Here is an 18,517-nt window from a genome sequence, read left to right on the forward strand (position 1 = left end):
TGGGTCCAGGAGCGCCAGTAGGTCCAGGAGCGCCAGTAGGTCCAGGAGCGCCAGTAGGTCCAGGAGCGCCAGTAGGTCCAGGAGCGCCAGTAGGTCCAGGAGCGCCAGTAGGTCCAGGAGCGCCAGTGGGTCCAGGAGCGCCAGTGGGTCCAGGAGCGCCAGTGGGTCCAGGAGCGCCAGTGGGTCCAGGAGCACCAGTGGGTCCAGGAGCACCAGTCGGGCCAGTAGGCCCGGTTGGGCCAGTTGGGCTAACTGGTTGTTCAGAGCCCAATAAAGAAACATCGTCGACCACTACATTTGCTGTACCGGGTTCTGCTTGCTTGCTGAAGGATACTATTGCAAATGCTGTTCCTTGGGGAGCGATATTTGTTGTTCCGGAGAATTCCTGCCAATTCCCGATGGAAGCATCAGGAAGGCTATTAGGAGGAATACTTATAACTAATCCAAGCCCAAGATAGCCAAAGGTTTCACCAAAATACGAAATAGTTATCGTTGTCAGTGGATTAGGCAAGGCACCAACTTTACCCAAGAATGCTGAAAATTCAGTACTTTCACTAAAGTCGCCTTCTACAATCTGATATATAACGGAAATTCCGCTCAGTAATTCAGCAGAATAAACTCCAGAGTGTTTATATACAGATGTTATTACGGCATTGTCTACAAGCCATGGGGGAAAAGAACCTGTTTCAAAACCGCCATTTACGATCAATTCAATCGTGGCCATAGTTTTATATTTCACCTCCTGAAAGTTATGGGTGGAACATGCTTGTATAGGTTTCTATAACATGCTCTGTAATATTATATGAGGAACTGCCGAATTTGGTACTTGTTAGGTATAACAAGCTGTGAATGAGCGATGGTAATAGAAAAATTGATATAGTTGAGTATTGATATGCATAAAAGAAAAGCAGGCGCCCATTGATTCTCAATCTTACAGTTCGTGAAGTGAGCATATCATATTTCGGGCAGCCTGCTTTTATAAAATTATGGGAATACTATAGCATTTATATTCCTGTTCAAAGCTGTACCAGTGGCAACATTAGTTGCGGTGGTAAATATTATTCGGAGCTGATAGCCGGCGGTTTCAGTCGCCACAGAGGTATCAACCTGGGTATTTGATATTGAAAATCTGTGTGTTCCCGCAGAAGAAGCCGAATCAATAAATGTTCTTGTTGTAATCAACGTGGTATCTCTATAAAGCCTTACCTCGAATGACATAGCCCAGTTTGCCGTGGTTATAGCTTCAATTGATACAGCATAATCTATTTTTACTTCGATGCCTGCAGTAACAGGGATACTCAATGTTGCTACAGTAACTTCCGTACTTAATGGGGGGTACGCTGTAATAGCACCTGCTGTCTGACTGAAAAACAGTTCAGGCGCGCTGGCTGTGGGACCGGCAGGACCGGTAGGGCCTGTAGCACCTTGAGGTCCGGTTGGACCGGCAGGCCCTGTGGAGCCATTTATAAAAGGAAACTATAAAACAGTCCCGGATAAGGGCAATAAAATAAGAGACGAGCAATTTTGAGGATTTGGCCACAGGTAAAATCTTAAAAATGTGCAAATGTCAATACGCTTGTCCTGCTTGCTGGTTGGCAGAACGTGGAGATAGAGCCGTCAAGATACACAAAGCTGTACTTTCTCTATTTGTTGTCACAAACTAATTTTCCGTTTATAATACGAATAACAGCAAGTAAAGTCAAGCAGTAACCTCTCTATTTCTTTATAATAAATGTAGGGTGATTGAAACGAGGTGAACAGACGAATGTACGACTGGCAGAAGCAAATTCAAATAATCGTTGATGAAATTGACAAATGTATTAAAAATTATAATGACGAAGCCTTGACACTACGCTTTCTTTCTTGCAGGCTGGGTTATTCCGAATTTTACACAACGAGAAAATTCAAAGAAATATCGGGTATGCAATTTAGGGATTATCTGCGGCATAGAAAATTAGCCTTTGCACTAAAAGAGGTTCGGGATAGTGAAAAAAGCCTTTTAGATATTGCTTTTGATTATGGTTTTTCATCACACGAAGCTTTTACCAGAGCTTTCAAGGGAACATATGGCGTAACTCCAAGTGAATACCGAAAAAAGCCTAAGCCTGTCGTTCTTCGTACAAAAATAAACCCTTTTGACCGCTACTTTTTAGGATTGGGAGAGATTGGGATGATGAAATCCGCGGATGATGTTAAAATTTATTTTGTAACCATTCCCGCACACAAGTTTTTGCACATTAAAAACTATGAGAGTAATGGGTATTGGGATTTTTGGCAAAAGCAAAGTCTTATTCCGGGACAGGACTGCGAAACAATTTGCGGCTTGCTCGATAGTATCAAGGGCAAATTGGATGACGATGGCGGGAGCGAATCTAACGGCGGCAGTGGTCAGATTATGGCGTACATTAACGACCCGGACGGCAGACTATGCGATTGGGGTATTCCACGTACAGAGTGTTATGGTGCACGACTTCCTTTTGATTATAAAGGCGAAGTACCACCACAAATGCTTATGGTGGATGTTCCCGAAGCGGAGTATGTTGTTTTTGAACATGGGCCATTCGATTATGAGCAGGAAAATCGTAGTGTGGAGGAAAAGATTGAAAAGGCAATGGCAACTTTTGATTTTGCAGGCACTGGTTACTGCTTTGATACTTCCCCAGGCAGAATAATTTACTTTTATTATAATCCGGAACGGTTTTTTAAGTATATCAGACCAGTACGGAAGTAAATAAAATCGATTGACTAAACGCTAAATTGAAATAGCATAGATGCTCTGCCTGTGACGGCATATAAAAAAAGCCGTCATTTGACAGATGCTATGCCATAATGACAAATATATAGCCGAACAGCGGATCTGAAAATCAAAGCCGCTGTTCTCTTTTTATAGAGGGCTTGGTTTGTTGCTCTTTTCATAGAACATGGCTGCATTAAGGAGGAATGTTGCCATGTTTTGCTATGCAAACTACCCTCAACGAGCTGGGCCGCTGAATAACCATAGCGGTTTAATGTGAGCCGGCCAAAGACAGATTACTTTATCACTTCGGGCCAACTCGGCCCGAAGTGGGGGAAATATTAAAAGCCATCACTTTGACCGTAAAAGTAGTGGCTTTTTGTGTTTCCTCATAGGACAAACAAGGAAACGCATATATTGAATCATGCAGAATAAGGAGGTGCATGATTATGCTTACGCTGGAAATGATAGATGATTTTATGAGCGTAAATATGAATACGGTAGATGTGGGAACGCTGGCTGACATAAGCACATTGAAGCTGGATAATTCTCTCCCCAAAGAAAAACGGATGGATTATGTATTAGAAAAGCTGAAGAACCCCTTTTGCTTCCGTTATGGAGAAATGGGAATCAAGCTTGAATTTGACGACAATGCGCCGCCGATTCAAGAGGTGCTCGCCAACCTTCTTATACGCAAGAAAAGCGGCTTATAAGGTATAATTATAGGTGTAATGTGAGGAAGGAGGACACATGGCACGAGTGGCCAACAGGCACGATATTGTCAAAGCAGCACCCAAAAACAAGGTATGGTTGGTAGCGTTCTATATCCGATTATCACGTGAGGACAAACGAGGGAAAGACGAATCCGAAAGCATTACCAATCAAAGGCTTATCCTGACAGATTTTCTTGAACAACAGGAAGATTGTGACGAATACGTTTATGTTGACGAATATGTTGATGATGGCGTAAGCGGCACGACGGACGAAGAACGTGAAAACTTCCAAAGGTTATTGGCAGATATAAAAAAGGGTAAAATCAACTGTGTTATTGTCAAGAACCTTGCCCGGAGCTTCCGCAACAACGGCGATCAGAGTTATTATCTTGGTGACTGGTTTCCACGAAACAATGTGAGGTTTATCTCTCTTTACCAACAACCCATTGATACTTACAGAGCTCCGCAAAACGCTCAAAATATTGCTGTACCCGTTCAAGGTGTTTTGAATGAGGAACACGCAAGAGGTACATCTGAAAGTGTCCGCAGAACCTTTGACAAAAAGCGGGAAAAAGGCTTGCATATCGGCTCCTTTGCGGCGTATGGCTATCAGAAAGACCCGGAGGATAAAAATGTTCTTGTCATAGACGAGGAAGCGGCCGAACATGTAAAAAGTATTTTTGCTTGGTTTCTGGAGGGCATGAGCAAAAATGCGATTGTACGAAAACTCAATGACAGTGGTATTCTATGCCCGGCAGCTTACAAGAAAAGCAAGGGCATGAAATACAAAAATCCCAACGTCGAGGGCGGCAATCCTCTATGGTGCGCCATGAGTATCAGCAACCTTCTGAAAAATCGAATTTATGTTGGGGATATGGTGCAGGGCCGTTACCGTATTAAAAGCTATAAAATCCATGTGCAGGAAACCGTCCCGGAAGATGAATGGTTTATTGTCCCGAATACGCACGAAGCCATTATCAGACGTGAGGACTTTGCCAAAGTTCAGGAGCTTTTGAGAAAAGACACCCGCACCGCACCGGAACAAAAAACCCTATATCTGTTCAGCGGCTTTCTCCGGTGCGCCGATTGCGGCAAGGCAATGACACGAAGTAAAGTCGGCGGGAATGTATATTACTACTGCCGCACCTATAAAGACCAATCCAAAACAGCTTGTACCAAACACACAATCAGACACAATCATCTTGAACAAGGTGTATTTCATGTCATTCAGAAAATGGTTTTTCTTGCGGCAGAGTTTTCCCACATTATTTCCCGCGTTAACGCCGCTCCCTTGCAGAAAAGCCGGTCTATTCGGCTGAACGGCTTAATAGCGGCAAAGGAAAAAGCGCTTTCCAAGATTATGCGTTACAGGCAAAGTATTTATCAAGACTGGAAAGACGGGGAAATTACCTACAAGGATTACCGCCATATGCAAAAAGATTACGAGCGACAAATGGAAGCCATAAACGAGGTTATAAGCAACCTGAACGAAGAAAAGGCAGAGCTTGAAAATAGAATTGATACGGAAAACCCATTTTTAGCAACCTTCAGGAAGTATGAAAACATCGACAAGCTGACAAGAGAGATTTTGATTGAGCTTGTAGAGCAAATCAAGGTACATGAGAACGGCAATATCAGCGTTAGATTGAAATTTGCCAATGAGTACCGCAGCGTAGCTGAATAAATCAAGGTCAATACCCACTCAAATGCGGTTTAGACAGACCGCAATTTTACAGGCAGTTTGTTTTCCTAATATAAACGCTCCGGTGGGACCTGTTGAGCCAGAGCCGGCAGGCCCAGTAACGCCTTGAGGTCCGGTTGGACCAGTCGGCCCGGTTATGCCAGCACCGGTGGGGCCGGTAACACCCTGAGGCCCAGTGGGTCCGGTTGGACCAGTCGGCCCGGTTATGCCAGCACCGGTGGGGCCGGTAACACCCTGAGGCCCAGTGGGTCCGGTTGGACCAGCAGGCCCGGTTATGCCAGCACCGGTGGGGCCGGTAACACCCTGAGGCCCAGTGGGTCCGGTTGGACCAGCAGGCCCGGTTATGCCAGCACCGGCAGGGCCGGTAACACCCTGAGGCCCAGTGGGTCCGGTTGGACCAGCAGGCCCGGTTATGCCAGCACCGGTGGGGCCGGTAACACCTTGAGGCCCAGTGGGTCCGGTTGGACCAGTCGGCCCGGTTATGCCAGCACCGGTGGGGCCGGTAACACCCTGAGGCCCAGTGGGTCCGGTTGGACCAGCAGGCCCGGTTATGCCAGCACCGGCAGGGCCGGTAACACCCTGAGGCCCAGTGGGTCCGGTTGGACCAGCAGGCCCGGTTATGCCAGCACCGGTGGGGCCGGTAACACCCTGAGGCCCAGTGGGTCCGGTAGGTCCGGCAGGCCCGGTTATGCCAGCACCGGCAGGGCCGGTGACACCCTGAGGCCCAGTGGGGCCGGTAGGTCCAGTCGGCCCAGTAGCACCCTGAGGCCCAGTGGGACCCGTTGGCCCAGTCGGCCCGGTAGCACCTTGAGGCCCTGTGGGTCCGGTAGGAGCAGTCGGTCCGGTAGGCCCTGTGGGTCCCGTTGGACCTATAGGCCCTTCAACAGTCAAAGACACATCATCTACAACAACATCAGCGGTACCGGCATCACCTTGCTTGCTGAAGGATATTATTGCCATTGTAGTTCCTGCGGGGGCAGGAGAAGTTATACCTGTGAATTCCTGCCAACTGCCCAAAGCTGCATTTGGAAGACTGTTTGGGGGAATGCTTATTGCCAGTCCAAGTCCAAGATAGTTAAAGGCTGCGCCAAAATATGCAATAGTGATTGTCGTAAGCGGATTGGGCAAAGTTCCGACTTTTCCCAGAAAAGCAGAGAATTCAGTGCCGGAACTGAAATCACCTTCTGCAATCTGGTATATGACAGATATACCACTTAGCAGTTGGGCGGAAAAGCTTCCTGAGTGTTTGTACGCCGAAGTGACAATTGCATTATCTACAAGCCAGGGAGGAAAAGAACCTGTCTCAAAACCGCCGTTTACGATCAGTTCAATCGTGGACATATTATATATTTCACCTCCTGAAAATTATAGGGGAGCATGAAGAAAAAGCCCTCTGCATGCTATGTATTAGTATATGAATAAATTGGGGCTTTGGTAACTTATGTAAACCAGGGTTATAAAAAAGTGTCCTTATCAAATATGAAATCATATATATAGATAAGACAGATTTATGGGTGCATAAAAACGGAGTAAAAGGAGAGGGAGCCTGTGGAAGCGGAAAAGACCAGGTTAGTCTTTTTTTCAAAGGGCGATAATAAATTCATTAGTGAAATTATACAGAAACTGGGCGATCAGTTTGAAATAAGGCTAATCACAATATCTTCGGCAGCAGAGTACAGGCTGATGGAGCAATGGATGGAATGGGCCGAGGTATGCTGGTTTGAATGGTGTGATGAACTTATTGCCTATGGAAGCAAGCTGGAGTTGGCAGAGAAAAGAAAAATCCTATGCAGGCTGCATAGCTATGAAGCCTTTTCGAACTACCCTTCCAAGGTTAACTGGAATAGAGTGGATAAACTTGTATTTGTCTCTGAGGATATCAGGAAATATGTAATTGAGCATTTCAAAATCCGGAAGGATATTACTGCTGTGATTCCCAATGGAGTGGATATGGAAAAGACAAACTACAGTCAGAAGAAACCGGGATTTAATGTTGCATATGTAGGTTATATAAATTTTAAAAAAGGGCCTATGCTGCTTTTACATACCTTCAAGGCAATCTTTGATGCCGATAACAGATACAGGTTTTATATAGCCGGAAGCTACCAGGAGCCAAGATATTATCTGTATTTTAATCAGATGCTCAAGGAATTTGGTATGGAGAATAATCTTTTCTTCCAGGGGTGGCAGGCCAACATTGATAGCTGGCTGGAAAACAAGGATTATATTATTTGCTCCAGCGTACTTGAATCCCAGAATATGAGTGTTATGCAGGCAATGGCCAAGGGTATCAAGCCGGTTATACATAATTTTGTAGGAGCAAGGAGCATCTACCCCGAAAAATATATATGGAATACCATAGGTCAAGCTGTAAACATGGTGACTGAAAGCAATTACTCATCTGAAGAGTACAGAAGCTTTATACAGCAAAATTATTCCTTTGATCAGCAGATTTTAAAAATCCGCAATATGCTTGCCGGTGTTACGGCAAATCCAAAAAATGCAACATGACATTGGGGGATTGGTAATGAAGTCAGAACTGCTAAACAAAATAGAAGGCAGAAGTGCAGTAGTGAGTGTCGTAGGCTTGGGCTACGTGGGACTGCCATTGGCCCTGGAAATATCCAAAGCGGGCTACAGGGTCATCGGAATAGATGTAAATGACAGGATAATTGCTAAAGTAAACGCAGGGAATAGTTATATTGGTGATGTTGAGGATACTGAGCTGAGTGCTCAGGTAAAAAAAGGCCAGCTACATGCCACAAGCGATTTCGGGGCATTAAGAACAGCAGACTGTATAATCATATGCGTACCCACCCCCCTGGATATGAACAAACAGCCGGATATGAGCTTTATCAAATCAGCTATAGATTCGGTAGCTAAGTACCTGCGCAGGGATACCCTTGTAGTGCTGGAAAGCACTACTTACCCGGGAACAACCGAAGAATTGCTGAAACCGGTTCTTGAAAGGCAGTCCGGGCTTGAATGCGAGAAGGATTTTTTTCTTGCCTTTTCACCGGAAAGAGTTGATCCCGGAAATGGTGTATTTAAAACAAAAAATACACCCAAGGTAGTCGGAGGTATGGGAAAAGACAGCACCGAACTTGCAGCAGCCTTATATGGCAATGTGCTTGAGGGAGGTATATTCCAGGTATCAAGTCCTATCGTGGCTGAAATGGAAAAAATTTTAGAAAATACCTATAGGAATATAAATATTGCATTGATTAATGAAATGGCCATAATCTGTGAGCAAATGAAAATCAACATTTGGGAAGTCATAGATGCCGCCAGGACAAAGCCATACGGCTTCCAGGCCTTCTATCCTGGTCCGGGAATCGGGGGACATTGCATACCTCTCGATCCTTTTTATCTTACCTGGAAGGCCAGGGAGTACGATTATCATACCAGACTGATCGAGCTCTCAGGTGAAATAAATGAATATATGCCGCAATATGTGGTTGAAAGGATTTACAGAATACTGAACAGGTTCAGGAAACCCATAAATGGCTCGGAGGTACTCATATTGGGGATAGCCTACAAGCCTGATGTGGCAGATTATAGGGAAAGCCCGGCACTGAAGGTTATAGAGCTGCTGGAGGAGCAGGGTGCCCGGATATCCTATCATGACCCTTACATTCCGGATTTGGAACATAAAAACAAGAGATATGTCAGCAAGACACTAACTGTTGAGGTTTTAAGACAATCAGAACTGGTTGTCATCACAACTCCGCATAAATGTGTTGACTATGCATTTGTACAGAAAAATTCGCCTTTTATATTTGATACAAAGAATGCAATGAGGGACTTGGAAGACCGGAGTAATATAGAATTGCTCTAGCCGCGTTGTCCCAATCAGGGCATATGGGATACAAAGATATGCCGTTTCTGCCGTCACAGCCAAGAAGCTTTCCTGACTGTAACGGCAAAATACCTGTATGGTCATAAATTCAGTAAGACTAGACAATAGCCTGCTTCATTTTTTTTACATATTCAAAAAGAGGCTTTCCGGAATTCTCACCATGTTCTTCAATCAACTTAACGATAGCACTTCCCACAATTATGCCGTCTGAAAATTCACCTATGGCTTTAGCCTGTTGAGGGGTTGATATACCAAAGCCGACAGCTACTGGAATGTTAGTGGCAGAACGTATTGAGGCAATAATTGAAGGCAGGTCTGTTTTGATTTCCGAGCGTATTCCCGTCACCCCCATGGAGGAAACACAGTAGACAAAGCCCTTGGCGCTTGAAGCAATCTGTTCTATGCGGGATTCCGAAGTGGGAGCGATTAATGAAATAATATCAATGCCGTATTTTTCGCCGAAGGGAAGTAATTCATTTCTCTCCTCATATGGAATGTCAGGTATTATTATTCCGTCAATCCCAACCTCACTGCAGTCCTTGAAAAAGTGGTCGTAGCCATAAGTAAAAACCGGATTGAGATAGGTCAGGAACACCAGGGGTATTTTGGTTTTCAGCCTTACCCCTTTAACCATTTCAAATATCTTTTTCAGATTTGTACCTTTTGAGAGTGCTCTCACGTTAGCTTTTTGAATAACCTCACCCTCTGCGATAGGATCTGAAAAGGGTATTCCGATTTCTATAAGGTCAGCGCCCGCATCCGCCATGGAAAGAATAAATTCACCGGTTTTGCCCAGCGAAGGGTCACCTGCCGTGAGAAATCCGATAAAGGCTTTTCCGTTATCAAAGGCATTCTTTATTTTACTCATTTATATTCACCCCCATATATCTGGCAATAGCTGCAACATCTTTATCTCCGCGTCCTGAAAGGCAAATCACGATTATCTGTTCATTGGACATTTTCGGTGCCAGCTTCATGGCATGAGCAACTGCATGAGCACTTTCTATTGCCGGAATAATTCCTTCGGTTTTTGACAGGTATTCAAAAGCATTAACAGCTTCCGCATCAGTTACCGGAACGTATTTTGCCCGGTTGATATCATGCAGATAGGCGTGCTCAGGACCTATTCCGGGATAGTCAAGTCCCGCAGAAATAGAGTAAACGGGAGCAATCTGACCGTTTTCGTCCTGACAGAAATATGATTTCATCCCGTGGAATATTCCAAGCTGTCCCTTGGCAATAGTGGCTGCGTGGCTGTCGGTGTCAATTCCCTTACCTGCCGCTTCGCAGCCAATAAGCTGCACGGAGTGGTCATTTATAAATTCATAAAAAAGGCCCATTGCATTGCTGCCGCCGCCCACACAGGCTATGGCTGCATCAGGGAGTCTTCCTTCCTTGTCAAGTATCTGTTCCTTTACTTCCTTCCCGATGATGCTTTGGAAATCTCTGACGATTCTGGGGAAGGGGTGGGCTCCCATAACAGAACCCATGACACAATAGGTATCATCAACTCTGTTTGCCCATTCTCGCAGGGTTTCGTTTACTGCGTCCTTAAGAGTCTGAGTTCCGCTTGTAACAGGATGCACTTTAGCACCCAGAAGTTCCATTCTGAATACGTTAAGTGCCTGGCGTCTGGTATCCTCAAGACCCATGAAAATTTCACAATCCAAGCCCATCAAAGCTGCCGCGGTTGCAGTTGCCACTCCATGCTGTCCCGCTCCTGTCTCTGCTATTACACGTTTCTTGCCCATTTTTTTAGCCAGCAGCACCTGACCCAACACATTGTTGATTTTATGAGAACCGGTGTGATTCAGGTCCTCGCGCTTCAGGTAGATTTTTGCGCCTCCCAGATGTTTTGTCATTTTTCTGGCATAATATAGAAGAGAAGGTCTTCCGGCATACTCCTTCAAAAGTGACTTTAACTCCTGATTGAAATTATAGTCATTCTTGTAGAAGTTATAGCTCTCTTCAAGTTCTATTAAAGAATTCATCAGTATTTCCGGAACATATTGTCCTCCGTGCTTGCCATAACGTCCTTTTACCATTTATTTCACACTCCTTAAAAGATTTACGATTTTTTTGATCTTTTCAGCGTCCTTGATACCATCGGTCTCAACACCACTGCTCACATCCAGACCAAAGGGCTGGACAGTCTTTACCGCAGCAGCGGCATTTTCGAGATTAATTCCGCCTGCAAGAAAAAAGGGCTTACCTATGGCGTCAATAAGTTTCCAGTCAAAGGCCCTGCCGCTGCCTCCGTATTCCTGTGGTGAATAGGTATCCAAAAGAAGAAAATCCGAGTCAAACCTGGACGCAGTTTCCAGAGAGGAGGAGTCCTTCACCCTCAGCGCTTTTATGACAGGCTTCATGCAGCCTGCAGTGCTTAACCGCTCTTTAAGCCTTAAAACGTATTCTTCTGTTTCATCGCCATGAAGCTGGATATAATCAATAATTCCCCCGCAGCAGAGGTTTTTTATAAAATCCATATCGTGATTTACAAAAACGCCTACGGCCCTAATCCTGTCATCCAGGGAGGATTTCAAAATTCCGGCGGCTTCCGGGGTGACCTGTCTGCGGCTCGGTGCAAAAACAAAACCCGCAAAATCCGGCAGTGCTTCATTTACATATTCAATATCCTGTCTCCGGCTTAAACCGCAAATTTTTATCTTTGTTTCCGCCATCAGCCCTCCACTGCTCTTAAGCTTTTTAAGTCTTGGGTTATGTTGCCGCTCCGCATCAGCGTTTCGCCAATAAGTACGGCATTAGTTCCGTTTTTTCTCAAGACTGCTATATGTTCAGATGTCTTTATTCCGCTCTCCGACACAAATATCCTGTCCTCCGGTACCAGTCTCCGGAGCGCAAGGCTTGTATTGATGTCTACTTCGAAGGTTTTGAGGTTGCGGTTATTAACGCCTATAACCCTTGCTCCGGCCTCAAGTGCGCCATACACTTCTTTTTCGTCATGTGCCTCTACTAAACAGGAAAGTCCCAACTGGTCGGCTATTTTCATATACTCACTGATTGCAGAGGTATCCAGTATGGAGCATATGAGCAGGATTGCATCTGCACCCATGGCTTTTGCCTCATATATCTGGTAGGGATCTATGGTGAAGTCCTTCCGGAGTATAGGTATGGACGTTTCCTGTTTAATTTCCGTGAGGAACCTGTCACTTCCAAGAAAAAAGTATGGCTCAGTCAGTACCGAGATCGCACCTGCACCAGCTCTTTCGTACTCTCCTGCAATCTCCAGATAGGGGAAATGCTCTGAAATGACACCTTTGGAGGGAGAGGCCTTCTTTACCTCACAAATAAAAGCTATTTCGTCTTTTTTCAGGGAATTTTCAAAGGAAAAGGGGCGTGAGCCGGAGAGGCTGCCCAGGGCAGCCTGCTTTACCGACTGATAAGACCTTTGAAGCTTCAAGGTGTCAACCCTGATTTTTGTTTTTCCAACTATTTTATCAAGTATCATTTTATCCTCCGAGTTTCAACATGTACTGGCTGACCATGAGCCATCCGTCCGGAATTCCGGGTATTTCACTAGTTGGCAGCCAAGGAATTTGACAAGGCTGCAAAATTAGTCATTTGAGTCATTGCAGCACCGGTGTCTATAAGGTTTTCAGCCAGCTTTACACATTCTCTCAGTGTTATCCGGTCATGGGACATGTATAGGCAGAGTGCCGAATTAAGTACGACCACATCTCTTTTGGGTCCCTTTTTTCCATTGAGAATATCCAGGGCGATTTTTGCGTTCTCCTTGGGATTTCCGCCCACCAGTTCATGGGACTGGCACTTGTTTAGTCCAAGCTGCTCAGGGCTCAGAAAAAAGCTGTTTATTTTTCCATCATTGACTTCGCATATGGTAGTGGTGTCACACAAGGTTACCTCGTCCAGGCCGTCATGCCCATGAACCACCATGGCACGTTTTACTCCGAGGTTTGCCAGAACTCTTGCCAGAGGCTCCACCAGATTTTCATCATATACGCCCAAAAGCTGCATGTTTGCACCTGCGGGGTTTGCCAGGGGACCCAGGATATTGAAAATAGTTCTGACGGATAACTCCTTGCGGACAGGAGCGGCATATTTCATGGATGAATGATATGTAGGTGCAAACATAAAGCATATGTTAAGCTCATCCAGTATATGTGCGCTTTGTTCAGCGGTTAATGCTATATTTACACCCAGGGCTTCCAACAGGTCCGCACTGCCGCATTTGCTGGAAACAGACCGGTTGCCGTGCTTTGCCACAGGAACTCCGCCCGCTGAAACAATAAATGAGGAAACGGTTGAAATGTTAAAGGTATTCGATTCGTCTCCGCCTGTTCCCACGATGTCCAAAACATCCTTGCCAGGCCGTATTTTAGTGCATTTTTCTCTCATAACAGTTGCGCAGGCGGTGATTTCATCGATGGTTTCACCCTTCATACGCATGGCAGTGAGAAATGAGCCTATCTGTGCATTTGTTGCACGTCCTTCCATGATTTCTTCCATTACAGTCTTGGTATGCTCAAGACTTAAGTCCTGCTTGTTTATTAACTGGTAAATAGCTTCCTGAATCATTTTGCAGCCCTCCTGTCAGTTATATTTTGTGATGTGCCTGACCTTGAAAAATTTTCAAGTATGGTTCTTTCCTGGGGGGTGAGTATGGATTCGGATAATTTTTTTGCTTCAGCCAGACTTGATCTGTACATTAAACCACTCCTTATAAGATTTATTAATATTTTACAAAAATGAACTGCTTTGAAGGTAAAAACCTCCACGGCAAATTCTCTGCAGAAAATAAAAACACCCGCCCATGACTAAAATATAAGTCAAGGACGAGTGTATAATTCACCCGCGGTGCCACCTTGTTTTGTAAGAATAAAATAAATCCTACACGCTTGCAGAAATACCATCATATTTCCCACAAATAACGCTTGTGCGACGTCGCAGAATACTCTGAAGGGAAACCTTCATTTGACTGCGCCCTCAGTGGTCCATTTGATGTACTGCGTTCTGCGGGGCTCTCAGCTTCCCCCGCTCTCTGTAAGTGCACGTCAGGAATTATTTAAAAAATTCCAACACCGTTATCTCCACTTCAACGGTTTAAAGGGCAGATATTTAATTAATAATAGATTACATCCAATATAAATTTTTGTCAATAAGGAAATTTAAGTAAATTAATAAAGTTATTGCCTTCAAGAACTAAGTAAAATACAGCTTAACAATTACAACTGGAATTTAAAATTAATTTAAGCTGCCGTGCAGGTTGCATATGTGTCAACTGCAAAAGCTAAATCAGCATCTGGTATATTCCAACTGCCACCAGAAGCAGGCCCGAAAGGATAGTTGCCTGATCTCCCAGGAATTTTGCAGCCCAACGCCTGCCAATCATTGCTCCCAGAGAAATTGTTGCCAGGCTGAACACAGATACCGCCAGTGTAAGAACTGCAATATTTACACCGGCCATTCCCGCACCAAAGCCAGTTCCCAGACAATTTACGGCAAGTGCTATTCCAAGCAGCACCGACTCCTTCACCGATATATCTCCTGAATAATCCCTGTCTGCCAGGCCCGGGTCGTCCATAACAGCCCGCAATTCCCCGATATATTGATTTCCGCTCTGATGAACCGGTTTTGACTTTTTCTTATTATGCAAGTAACTGCTTATGGTATATAAGCCTATGGCAATGACTATAGTACCGCCAATGATATTACCCGTATGTCTGGGAATATAGCTGGATAACAAGCTTCCCAACAAACTGGAGAACAGAGTTGCAACACCTGAAAAAAGTGCAATTGCAAAGTTGGATTTGAAAGGGACATTGATTTTCCTTGCCCCATAGGCAAGACCGATAACCATATTGTCAAGATTTGGTGCTAAACATAGTAAAAATATGGATATAATATTGACCACGTATATATCACCTCACTGGATTAGTATATTAATCCGGTGAGGTGATCGTGTATGTCCGACTCAAAAAGCGGTTTATCAGCGCAAGGCGGAAGTTTATTTCTTATCCTTGTCCTTTTCTCCGGCTTTTGAAGATTCTCTGTTCAGTGACTGGAGGATTTTTTCCGCCACAATTTTCCGTGCATTTGCTTCACTGGTCAACTGTAGCGCAAATAAACGCAGTGTGGTTTCGTAGTCCTCTTCCGACAGATTTTCAAGTATGGCAGTCAATTTGTCCGATATATTGCGAAAGGCTTCATCTTGCAGCTTTGTAAGTTCTTCAAAAAAACTCTGGTACTTCTGCTCGTGGGTCAGATTGCTCAATGAGCCGGCAATAAGCGGGATAGGCAGTATTGGTTTGAGCATGGACATTATATACAGGGTCACAAGCTGCACCCTGTCGTACTTTTTATTTACCGGACGCTTCAGATAGCCTTCTTTTACATAGTTGTTGACCATGCTGGAGGTTATTACCTTACCGGAAGCATCAGTATCAAACAGCTTTAAAAGCTTCTCTAGATAAGTGACAACCTGATCCATATAAAGGTCTATACCGGGAAACTGAGTCCATCTCTCGGTTGCATATTGCCCCAAAGCATTGGAAAAATTCGAAAGTTCGTCTTTTATATGATTCAAACTACCTTTACTCAACCTGAAACCTCCAACCTGTATTTTATATTGAGTATATCATAACAACGGGCAATTACAATATAGTTTCGCACACACCTTGACAATTTCATAAAAAGTATGTAACATAGTATTCATAACTAGATGATACATATTTGGTGCTGCATGTGCTTATGGCATTATTAAGTTAAAGTTTTGAAAATATTATATTTTTGTAGTATATAGGAAACAATTTAAACTATAATAGAATTGCTACGGAAGGTGATTGGGATATGGAGCTGAATAACAGGAAAATAACAATATGGGGTGATTCAATACTAAAAGGAGTGGTTCTGGATGAACAGGACGGCAAATACAAAGTGCTGAAAAATAGCAGCGTCAACAGTTTTGCCGAGATAACAGGCTGCTCCTTGAAGAATAATGCCTTTTTTGGAATGACCTCTACAAAGGCACTTGATAGAATAACAAAAACCATGGAAAAGCAGTTTATGGATAAAAATGATATTGTCATTATTGAGTTCGGAGGAAACGACTGCGATTTCAACTGGGCGGAAATTTCAGCCTCCCCGGAGGTAGAACATCAGCCAAAGACTACAATTGAAGCATTTAAGGGCTCTCTGCAAAACATGGTACATGTGTTCAGGGAGAAGGGGGTAACTCCGATTCTTATGAACCTGCCCCCCCTTGAGCCGGAAAGGTATTTCAACTGGCTCTCCAGAGGACTTAATAAAGATAATATACTCAGATGGCTGGGAGATGTATCCAGGATATACCGATGGCAGGAAGCCTATAACAACGCTGTTGAGTGGGCAGCCTTGCAAAATGGCTGCAGGCTCATAAATGTCAGAGAAAGCTTCCTGCTGAGTACCAACTACAGCTCTCATTTTTGTGCCGACGGAATCCATCCCAACGAAAAAGGGCACAAAAAGATATTGAAAACCCTTTTGGATTTCGCATTCTAGAGCAACCGGCGGACGGCATTTATGCCAACTGTGCCAGTTTTGCCTCAATATGCTCCTTTGTCACGGCAGACAAATAGTTTATTTTGTGCTGCTGTGCATCCTTAAGCATGGCTACGGCGTTTTCCCTGTCACCCAGCTTTTCCAATACCAGGGCATAGTCGTAATATGCCTCCGGAAACTTGGGATTAAGAGTCATCAGCTTTTTGAAGGTTTCCTGGGCTTTCTCCAGGTCTCCCATCAGATAATAGGTCTGACCCAGGTTATCAAGTATAACTCCCCCGGTACTGTTATACTCCGAAGCTTCAAGATTAAATTTCAGAGCTTTCTCCAGATCTCCCTGCAGGTTGTACAGATAGCCAAGGCTGCCGTAAATATTTGTATTTTTATAGTCGGGAATGATTTTCTCAAGCAAAGCGACAGCCTCCTCAAGTTTTCCCTGCTTCCACAGACCCAGGGCATAATTTGCTTTGATATTGTAATAGTCAGTGTTTGAAATATTAGGCATATTGAATTGCTCCTGAAATATTTTCATAGCTTCTTCAAGCCTGCCGTCCTTTAACAACAGATATCCATAGGTGGTTATCGCATTTGGCTTTGCAACTCCGGTCTTATAAACACGTTCCAGCCAAAAAAGAGTTTCTTCTGCATTGCCTCTGGCATATGCCTTGTTGGTTTTAAATTTGTAATAGTTGCATTTTATTTTTGCAAGCAGCATAGTTCCCTCCTGGCGGGATTATACAAAAAGCATTAAGCTGTAATCTTATCCCGCTGATTTTACGTTTTTCGTTTTATTATATCAAATGGTGTCCAATTGTACAGGTATTTTGCTATAATAGGGATTGTCAAAATAATTAACTGCATTTATGGGTTTTAAAATAATGAGAGGCGGAATTCTCAATGGATTATGATATTCACTTAAAAAAGGCAGTTCTGCATATCCTGGATACAAGCATAAACTTTCCTATATTTTCCAATAATGAGCTGGAATTGGGCGGAGAAATTTCAGAATTTCTTGAAAAACATATACAGAAGATACTGGATGATGTGAATCTCAAAAAAGCGCAGTTTATCGGTGAGGTTAATACGGCGAGAGACATATGTGCGGCGGTAAAGGAGGATGGGAACTGCTTCATGGAGGCCAGCACTGCTTTTGGAGGCATTATTTTTGATTTCATGCTTAAAAATGTTGATATAACACCTGCGGATATTATTTTCTGTTTGTTTCATGTTAACAATGAAGAGCACCTGGGACTTCTGAAGCTGAATTACAAGACCGGCTTTACACACTATGTAAATCAAATGGAAGGAGGGGCAAGCAACTCATTAATACGGCATAAGACCTTGCTTCCTTCCGATGGACAGAAGGTGGACGAGGCGGTTTTAATCAGCATGGAAACCGGACAACTGAAGCTTCTTGAAAAGGCCTGTGAGATAAACGGCGCAAAGGAATTCTATCTGTCCCAGTATATATTCAATTGCTCCACAGCACTTTCGGATAATCAAAAGCTTAAAATAATAGATAAAGTTACGCAAAAAATTAATAAAAAGTATTATGATGAGGACTTTGACAAGGTGGCAAAACTCAAGAAGGTTGTCTCGGACAGCATAGGAGAAAACAAGGAAATAAGGGTGGAAGCCATAGCTGAAGAAATATTTGAAACAAATCTGGCTGTCAGGGAGGAGTACATACAGGAAATTCAGAAGGCAGGACTTAAGGACGAGCCCATTGAGATACCCGAGAAAATAGCCGAAAGGAAGTTCAAAACCCATAAAATCAGAACAGATACCGGCATTGAGATAAATTTCCCCCTGAGCTACTATGATGACAGGGAAATGATAGAGTTCTTCAACAACCCGGATGGATCAATTTCCATAATCATCAAGAACGTCAGTAAAATTACCAACAGATAGGTAACATACAGGCAACAGATAAAAAAGCACAGAAGCAATGGTTTTTGTACCCGGCGCTTCTATGCTTTTTATTTATTGTT

The 18,517-nt window shown here is 44.0% G+C and carries 19 protein-coding genes and 1 pseudogene; 7 read left to right on the forward strand and 13 right to left on the reverse strand.

The annotated features are described in order from the left end of the window. From CLHUN_RS22715 to CLHUN_RS11080, 3 genes and pseudogenes are all read right to left on the reverse strand, one after another. Positions 1-282 (reverse strand): hypothetical protein (locus CLHUN_RS22715; RefSeq protein WP_278247542.1); only part of this gene is annotated, 282 nt, incomplete at its 3' end. A 46-nt stretch (positions 283-328) separates the two neighbouring features. After that, positions 329-724: pseudogene (locus CLHUN_RS22720) on the reverse strand (NTTRR-F1 domain); the annotation flags it as partial. A 260-nt stretch (positions 725-984) separates the two neighbouring features. Continuing rightward, positions 985-1,302: a hypothetical protein gene (locus CLHUN_RS11080; RefSeq protein ID WP_080064663.1), complete on the reverse strand. Its 318-nt coding sequence runs from the start codon at positions 1,300-1,302 to the stop codon at positions 985-987. Positions 1,303-1,765: 463 nt separating this feature from the next. Between CLHUN_RS11080 and CLHUN_RS11085 the strand changes: the two genes are divergently transcribed. From CLHUN_RS11085 to CLHUN_RS11095, 3 genes are all read left to right on the forward strand, one after another. Continuing rightward, positions 1,766-2,731 (forward strand): helix-turn-helix transcriptional regulator, encoded by a 966-nt coding sequence (locus CLHUN_RS11085; protein WP_080064664.1) that lies wholly within the window; start codon positions 1,766-1,768, stop codon positions 2,729-2,731. Between the two features lie 452 nt (positions 2,732-3,183). Further along, positions 3,184-3,447, forward strand: a complete 264-nt coding sequence (locus CLHUN_RS11090) for a DUF6870 family protein (protein ID WP_080064665.1) — start codon at positions 3,184-3,186, stop codon at positions 3,445-3,447. A 37-nt stretch (positions 3,448-3,484) separates the two neighbouring features. After that, on the forward strand, positions 3,485-5,131 hold the full coding sequence (locus CLHUN_RS11095; protein WP_080064666.1) for a recombinase family protein: 1,647 nt from the start codon (positions 3,485-3,487) through the stop codon (positions 5,129-5,131). 18 nt (positions 5,132-5,149) lie between these two features. On the opposite strand, the gene CLHUN_RS21805 is transcribed toward CLHUN_RS11095, so the two are convergent. Then, positions 5,150-6,490 (reverse strand): NTTRR-F1 domain, encoded by a 1,341-nt coding sequence (locus CLHUN_RS21805; protein WP_133051110.1) that lies wholly within the window; start codon positions 6,488-6,490, stop codon positions 5,150-5,152. 207 nt (positions 6,491-6,697) lie between these two features. Here CLHUN_RS21805 and CLHUN_RS11110 point away from each other — a divergent pair, with 207 nt between their 5' ends. Further along, positions 6,698-7,660 carry a glycosyltransferase gene (locus CLHUN_RS11110; protein WP_080064668.1) on the forward strand — a complete coding sequence of 321 codons (963 nt, stop codon included), beginning with the start codon at positions 6,698-6,700 and terminating at the stop codon, positions 7,658-7,660. 16 nt (positions 7,661-7,676) lie between these two features. Further along, positions 7,677-8,987: a nucleotide sugar dehydrogenase gene (locus CLHUN_RS11115; protein ID WP_080064669.1), complete on the forward strand. Its 1,311-nt coding sequence runs from the start codon at positions 7,677-7,679 to the stop codon at positions 8,985-8,987. 118 nt (positions 8,988-9,105) lie between these two features. Here the strand turns inward: CLHUN_RS11115 and trpA are convergent, their stop codons facing one another. From trpA to CLHUN_RS11150, 8 genes are all read right to left on the reverse strand, one after another. Further along, a complete protein-coding gene (trpA, locus tag CLHUN_RS11120; RefSeq protein WP_080064670.1) occupies positions 9,106-9,876 on the reverse strand; it encodes a tryptophan synthase subunit alpha in 771 nt (256 codons plus the stop codon). Beyond that, positions 9,869-11,053, reverse strand: coding sequence for a tryptophan synthase subunit beta (gene trpB / locus CLHUN_RS11125; protein ID WP_080064671.1), 1,185 nt, complete (start codon positions 11,051-11,053; stop codon positions 9,869-9,871). The genes trpA and trpB overlap by 8 nt, the downstream gene beginning before the upstream one ends. Beyond that, complete coding sequence (locus CLHUN_RS11130; protein ID WP_080064672.1) at positions 11,054-11,689, reverse strand: phosphoribosylanthranilate isomerase; 636 nt, start codon at positions 11,687-11,689, stop codon at positions 11,054-11,056. Beyond that, positions 11,689-12,477 (reverse strand): indole-3-glycerol phosphate synthase TrpC, encoded by a 789-nt coding sequence (trpC, locus tag CLHUN_RS11135; RefSeq protein WP_080064673.1) that lies wholly within the window; start codon positions 12,475-12,477, stop codon positions 11,689-11,691. The genes CLHUN_RS11130 and trpC overlap by 1 nt, the downstream gene beginning before the upstream one ends. 68 nt (positions 12,478-12,545) lie before the next feature. Further along, positions 12,546-13,565, reverse strand: a complete 1,020-nt coding sequence (gene trpD / locus CLHUN_RS11140; RefSeq protein ID WP_080064674.1) for an anthranilate phosphoribosyltransferase — start codon at positions 13,563-13,565, stop codon at positions 12,546-12,548. After that, the gene (locus CLHUN_RS22725) at positions 13,562-13,696 is read right to left on the reverse strand and encodes a hypothetical protein (protein WP_278247540.1); all 135 of its coding nucleotides are present in this window, start codon (positions 13,694-13,696) and stop codon (positions 13,562-13,564) included. The genes trpD and CLHUN_RS22725 overlap by 4 nt, the downstream gene beginning before the upstream one ends. A gap of 581 nt (positions 13,697-14,277) precedes the next feature. After that, on the reverse strand, positions 14,278-14,901 hold the full coding sequence (ytaF, locus tag CLHUN_RS11145) for a sporulation membrane protein YtaF (protein ID WP_080064675.1): 624 nt from the start codon (positions 14,899-14,901) through the stop codon (positions 14,278-14,280). Between the two features lie 93 nt (positions 14,902-14,994). Then, entirely contained in the window at positions 14,995-15,588 is a 594-nt protein-coding gene (locus tag CLHUN_RS11150; RefSeq protein WP_080064676.1) for a DUF1836 domain-containing protein, read from the reverse strand. A gap of 248 nt (positions 15,589-15,836) precedes the next feature. On the opposite strand from CLHUN_RS11150, the gene CLHUN_RS11155 reads away from it, so the two are divergent. Next, positions 15,837-16,526, forward strand: coding sequence for an SGNH/GDSL hydrolase family protein (locus CLHUN_RS11155; RefSeq protein ID WP_080064677.1), 690 nt, complete (start codon positions 15,837-15,839; stop codon positions 16,524-16,526). Between the two features lie 19 nt (positions 16,527-16,545). On the opposite strand, the gene CLHUN_RS11160 is transcribed toward CLHUN_RS11155, so the two are convergent. Beyond that, complete coding sequence (locus CLHUN_RS11160) at positions 16,546-17,241, reverse strand: tetratricopeptide repeat protein (RefSeq protein WP_080064678.1); 696 nt, start codon at positions 17,239-17,241, stop codon at positions 16,546-16,548. Positions 17,242-17,423: 182 nt separating this feature from the next. Between CLHUN_RS11160 and CLHUN_RS11165 the strand changes: the two genes are divergently transcribed. After that, positions 17,424-18,437 carry a nucleoid-associated protein gene (locus tag CLHUN_RS11165; RefSeq protein ID WP_080064679.1) on the forward strand — a complete coding sequence of 338 codons (1,014 nt, stop codon included), beginning with the start codon at positions 17,424-17,426 and terminating at the stop codon, positions 18,435-18,437. Positions 18,438-18,517: the final 80 nt, after the last annotated feature.

Source organism: Ruminiclostridium hungatei (assembly GCF_002051585.1).
GTDB classification, from domain to species: Bacteria; Bacillota; Clostridia; order Acetivibrionales; family DSM-1351; genus Ruminiclostridium; species Ruminiclostridium hungatei.

Excerpts from the sequence above, each read along its gene's own strand:
- CLHUN_RS11085 (WP_080064664.1), top strand. The coding sequence starts at position 1,766 with ATGTACGACTGGCAGAAGCAAATTCAAATAATCGTTGATGAAATTGAC.
- CLHUN_RS11090 (WP_080064665.1), top strand. The coding sequence starts at position 3,184 with ATGCTTACGCTGGAAATGATAGATGATTTTATGAGCGTAAATATGAAT.
- CLHUN_RS11095 (WP_080064666.1), top strand. The coding sequence starts at position 3,485 with ATGGCACGAGTGGCCAACAGGCACGATATTGTCAAAGCAGCACCCAAA.
- CLHUN_RS21805 (WP_133051110.1), bottom strand. The coding sequence starts at position 6,490 with ATGTCCACGATTGAACTGATCGTAAACGGCGGTTTTGAGACAGGTTCT.
- CLHUN_RS11115 (WP_080064669.1), top strand. The coding sequence starts at position 7,677 with ATGAAGTCAGAACTGCTAAACAAAATAGAAGGCAGAAGTGCAGTAGTG.
- trpA (WP_080064670.1), bottom strand. The coding sequence starts at position 9,876 with ATGAGTAAAATAAAGAATGCCTTTGATAACGGAAAAGCCTTTATCGGA.
- trpB (WP_080064671.1), bottom strand. The coding sequence starts at position 11,053 with ATGGTAAAAGGACGTTATGGCAAGCACGGAGGACAATATGTTCCGGAA.
- CLHUN_RS11130 (WP_080064672.1), bottom strand. The coding sequence starts at position 11,689 with ATGGCGGAAACAAAGATAAAAATTTGCGGTTTAAGCCGGAGACAGGAT.
- trpC (WP_080064673.1), bottom strand. The coding sequence starts at position 12,477 with ATGATACTTGATAAAATAGTTGGAAAAACAAAAATCAGGGTTGACACC.
- trpD (WP_080064674.1), bottom strand. The coding sequence starts at position 13,565 with ATGATTCAGGAAGCTATTTACCAGTTAATAAACAAGCAGGACTTAAGT.
- CLHUN_RS22725 (WP_278247540.1), bottom strand. The coding sequence starts at position 13,696 with ATGTACAGATCAAGTCTGGCTGAAGCAAAAAAATTATCCGAATCCATA.
- CLHUN_RS11155 (WP_080064677.1), top strand. The coding sequence starts at position 15,837 with ATGGAGCTGAATAACAGGAAAATAACAATATGGGGTGATTCAATACTA.
- CLHUN_RS11160 (WP_080064678.1), bottom strand. The coding sequence starts at position 17,241 with ATGCTGCTTGCAAAAATAAAATGCAACTATTACAAATTTAAAACCAAC.
- CLHUN_RS11165 (WP_080064679.1), top strand. The coding sequence starts at position 17,424 with ATGGATTATGATATTCACTTAAAAAAGGCAGTTCTGCATATCCTGGAT.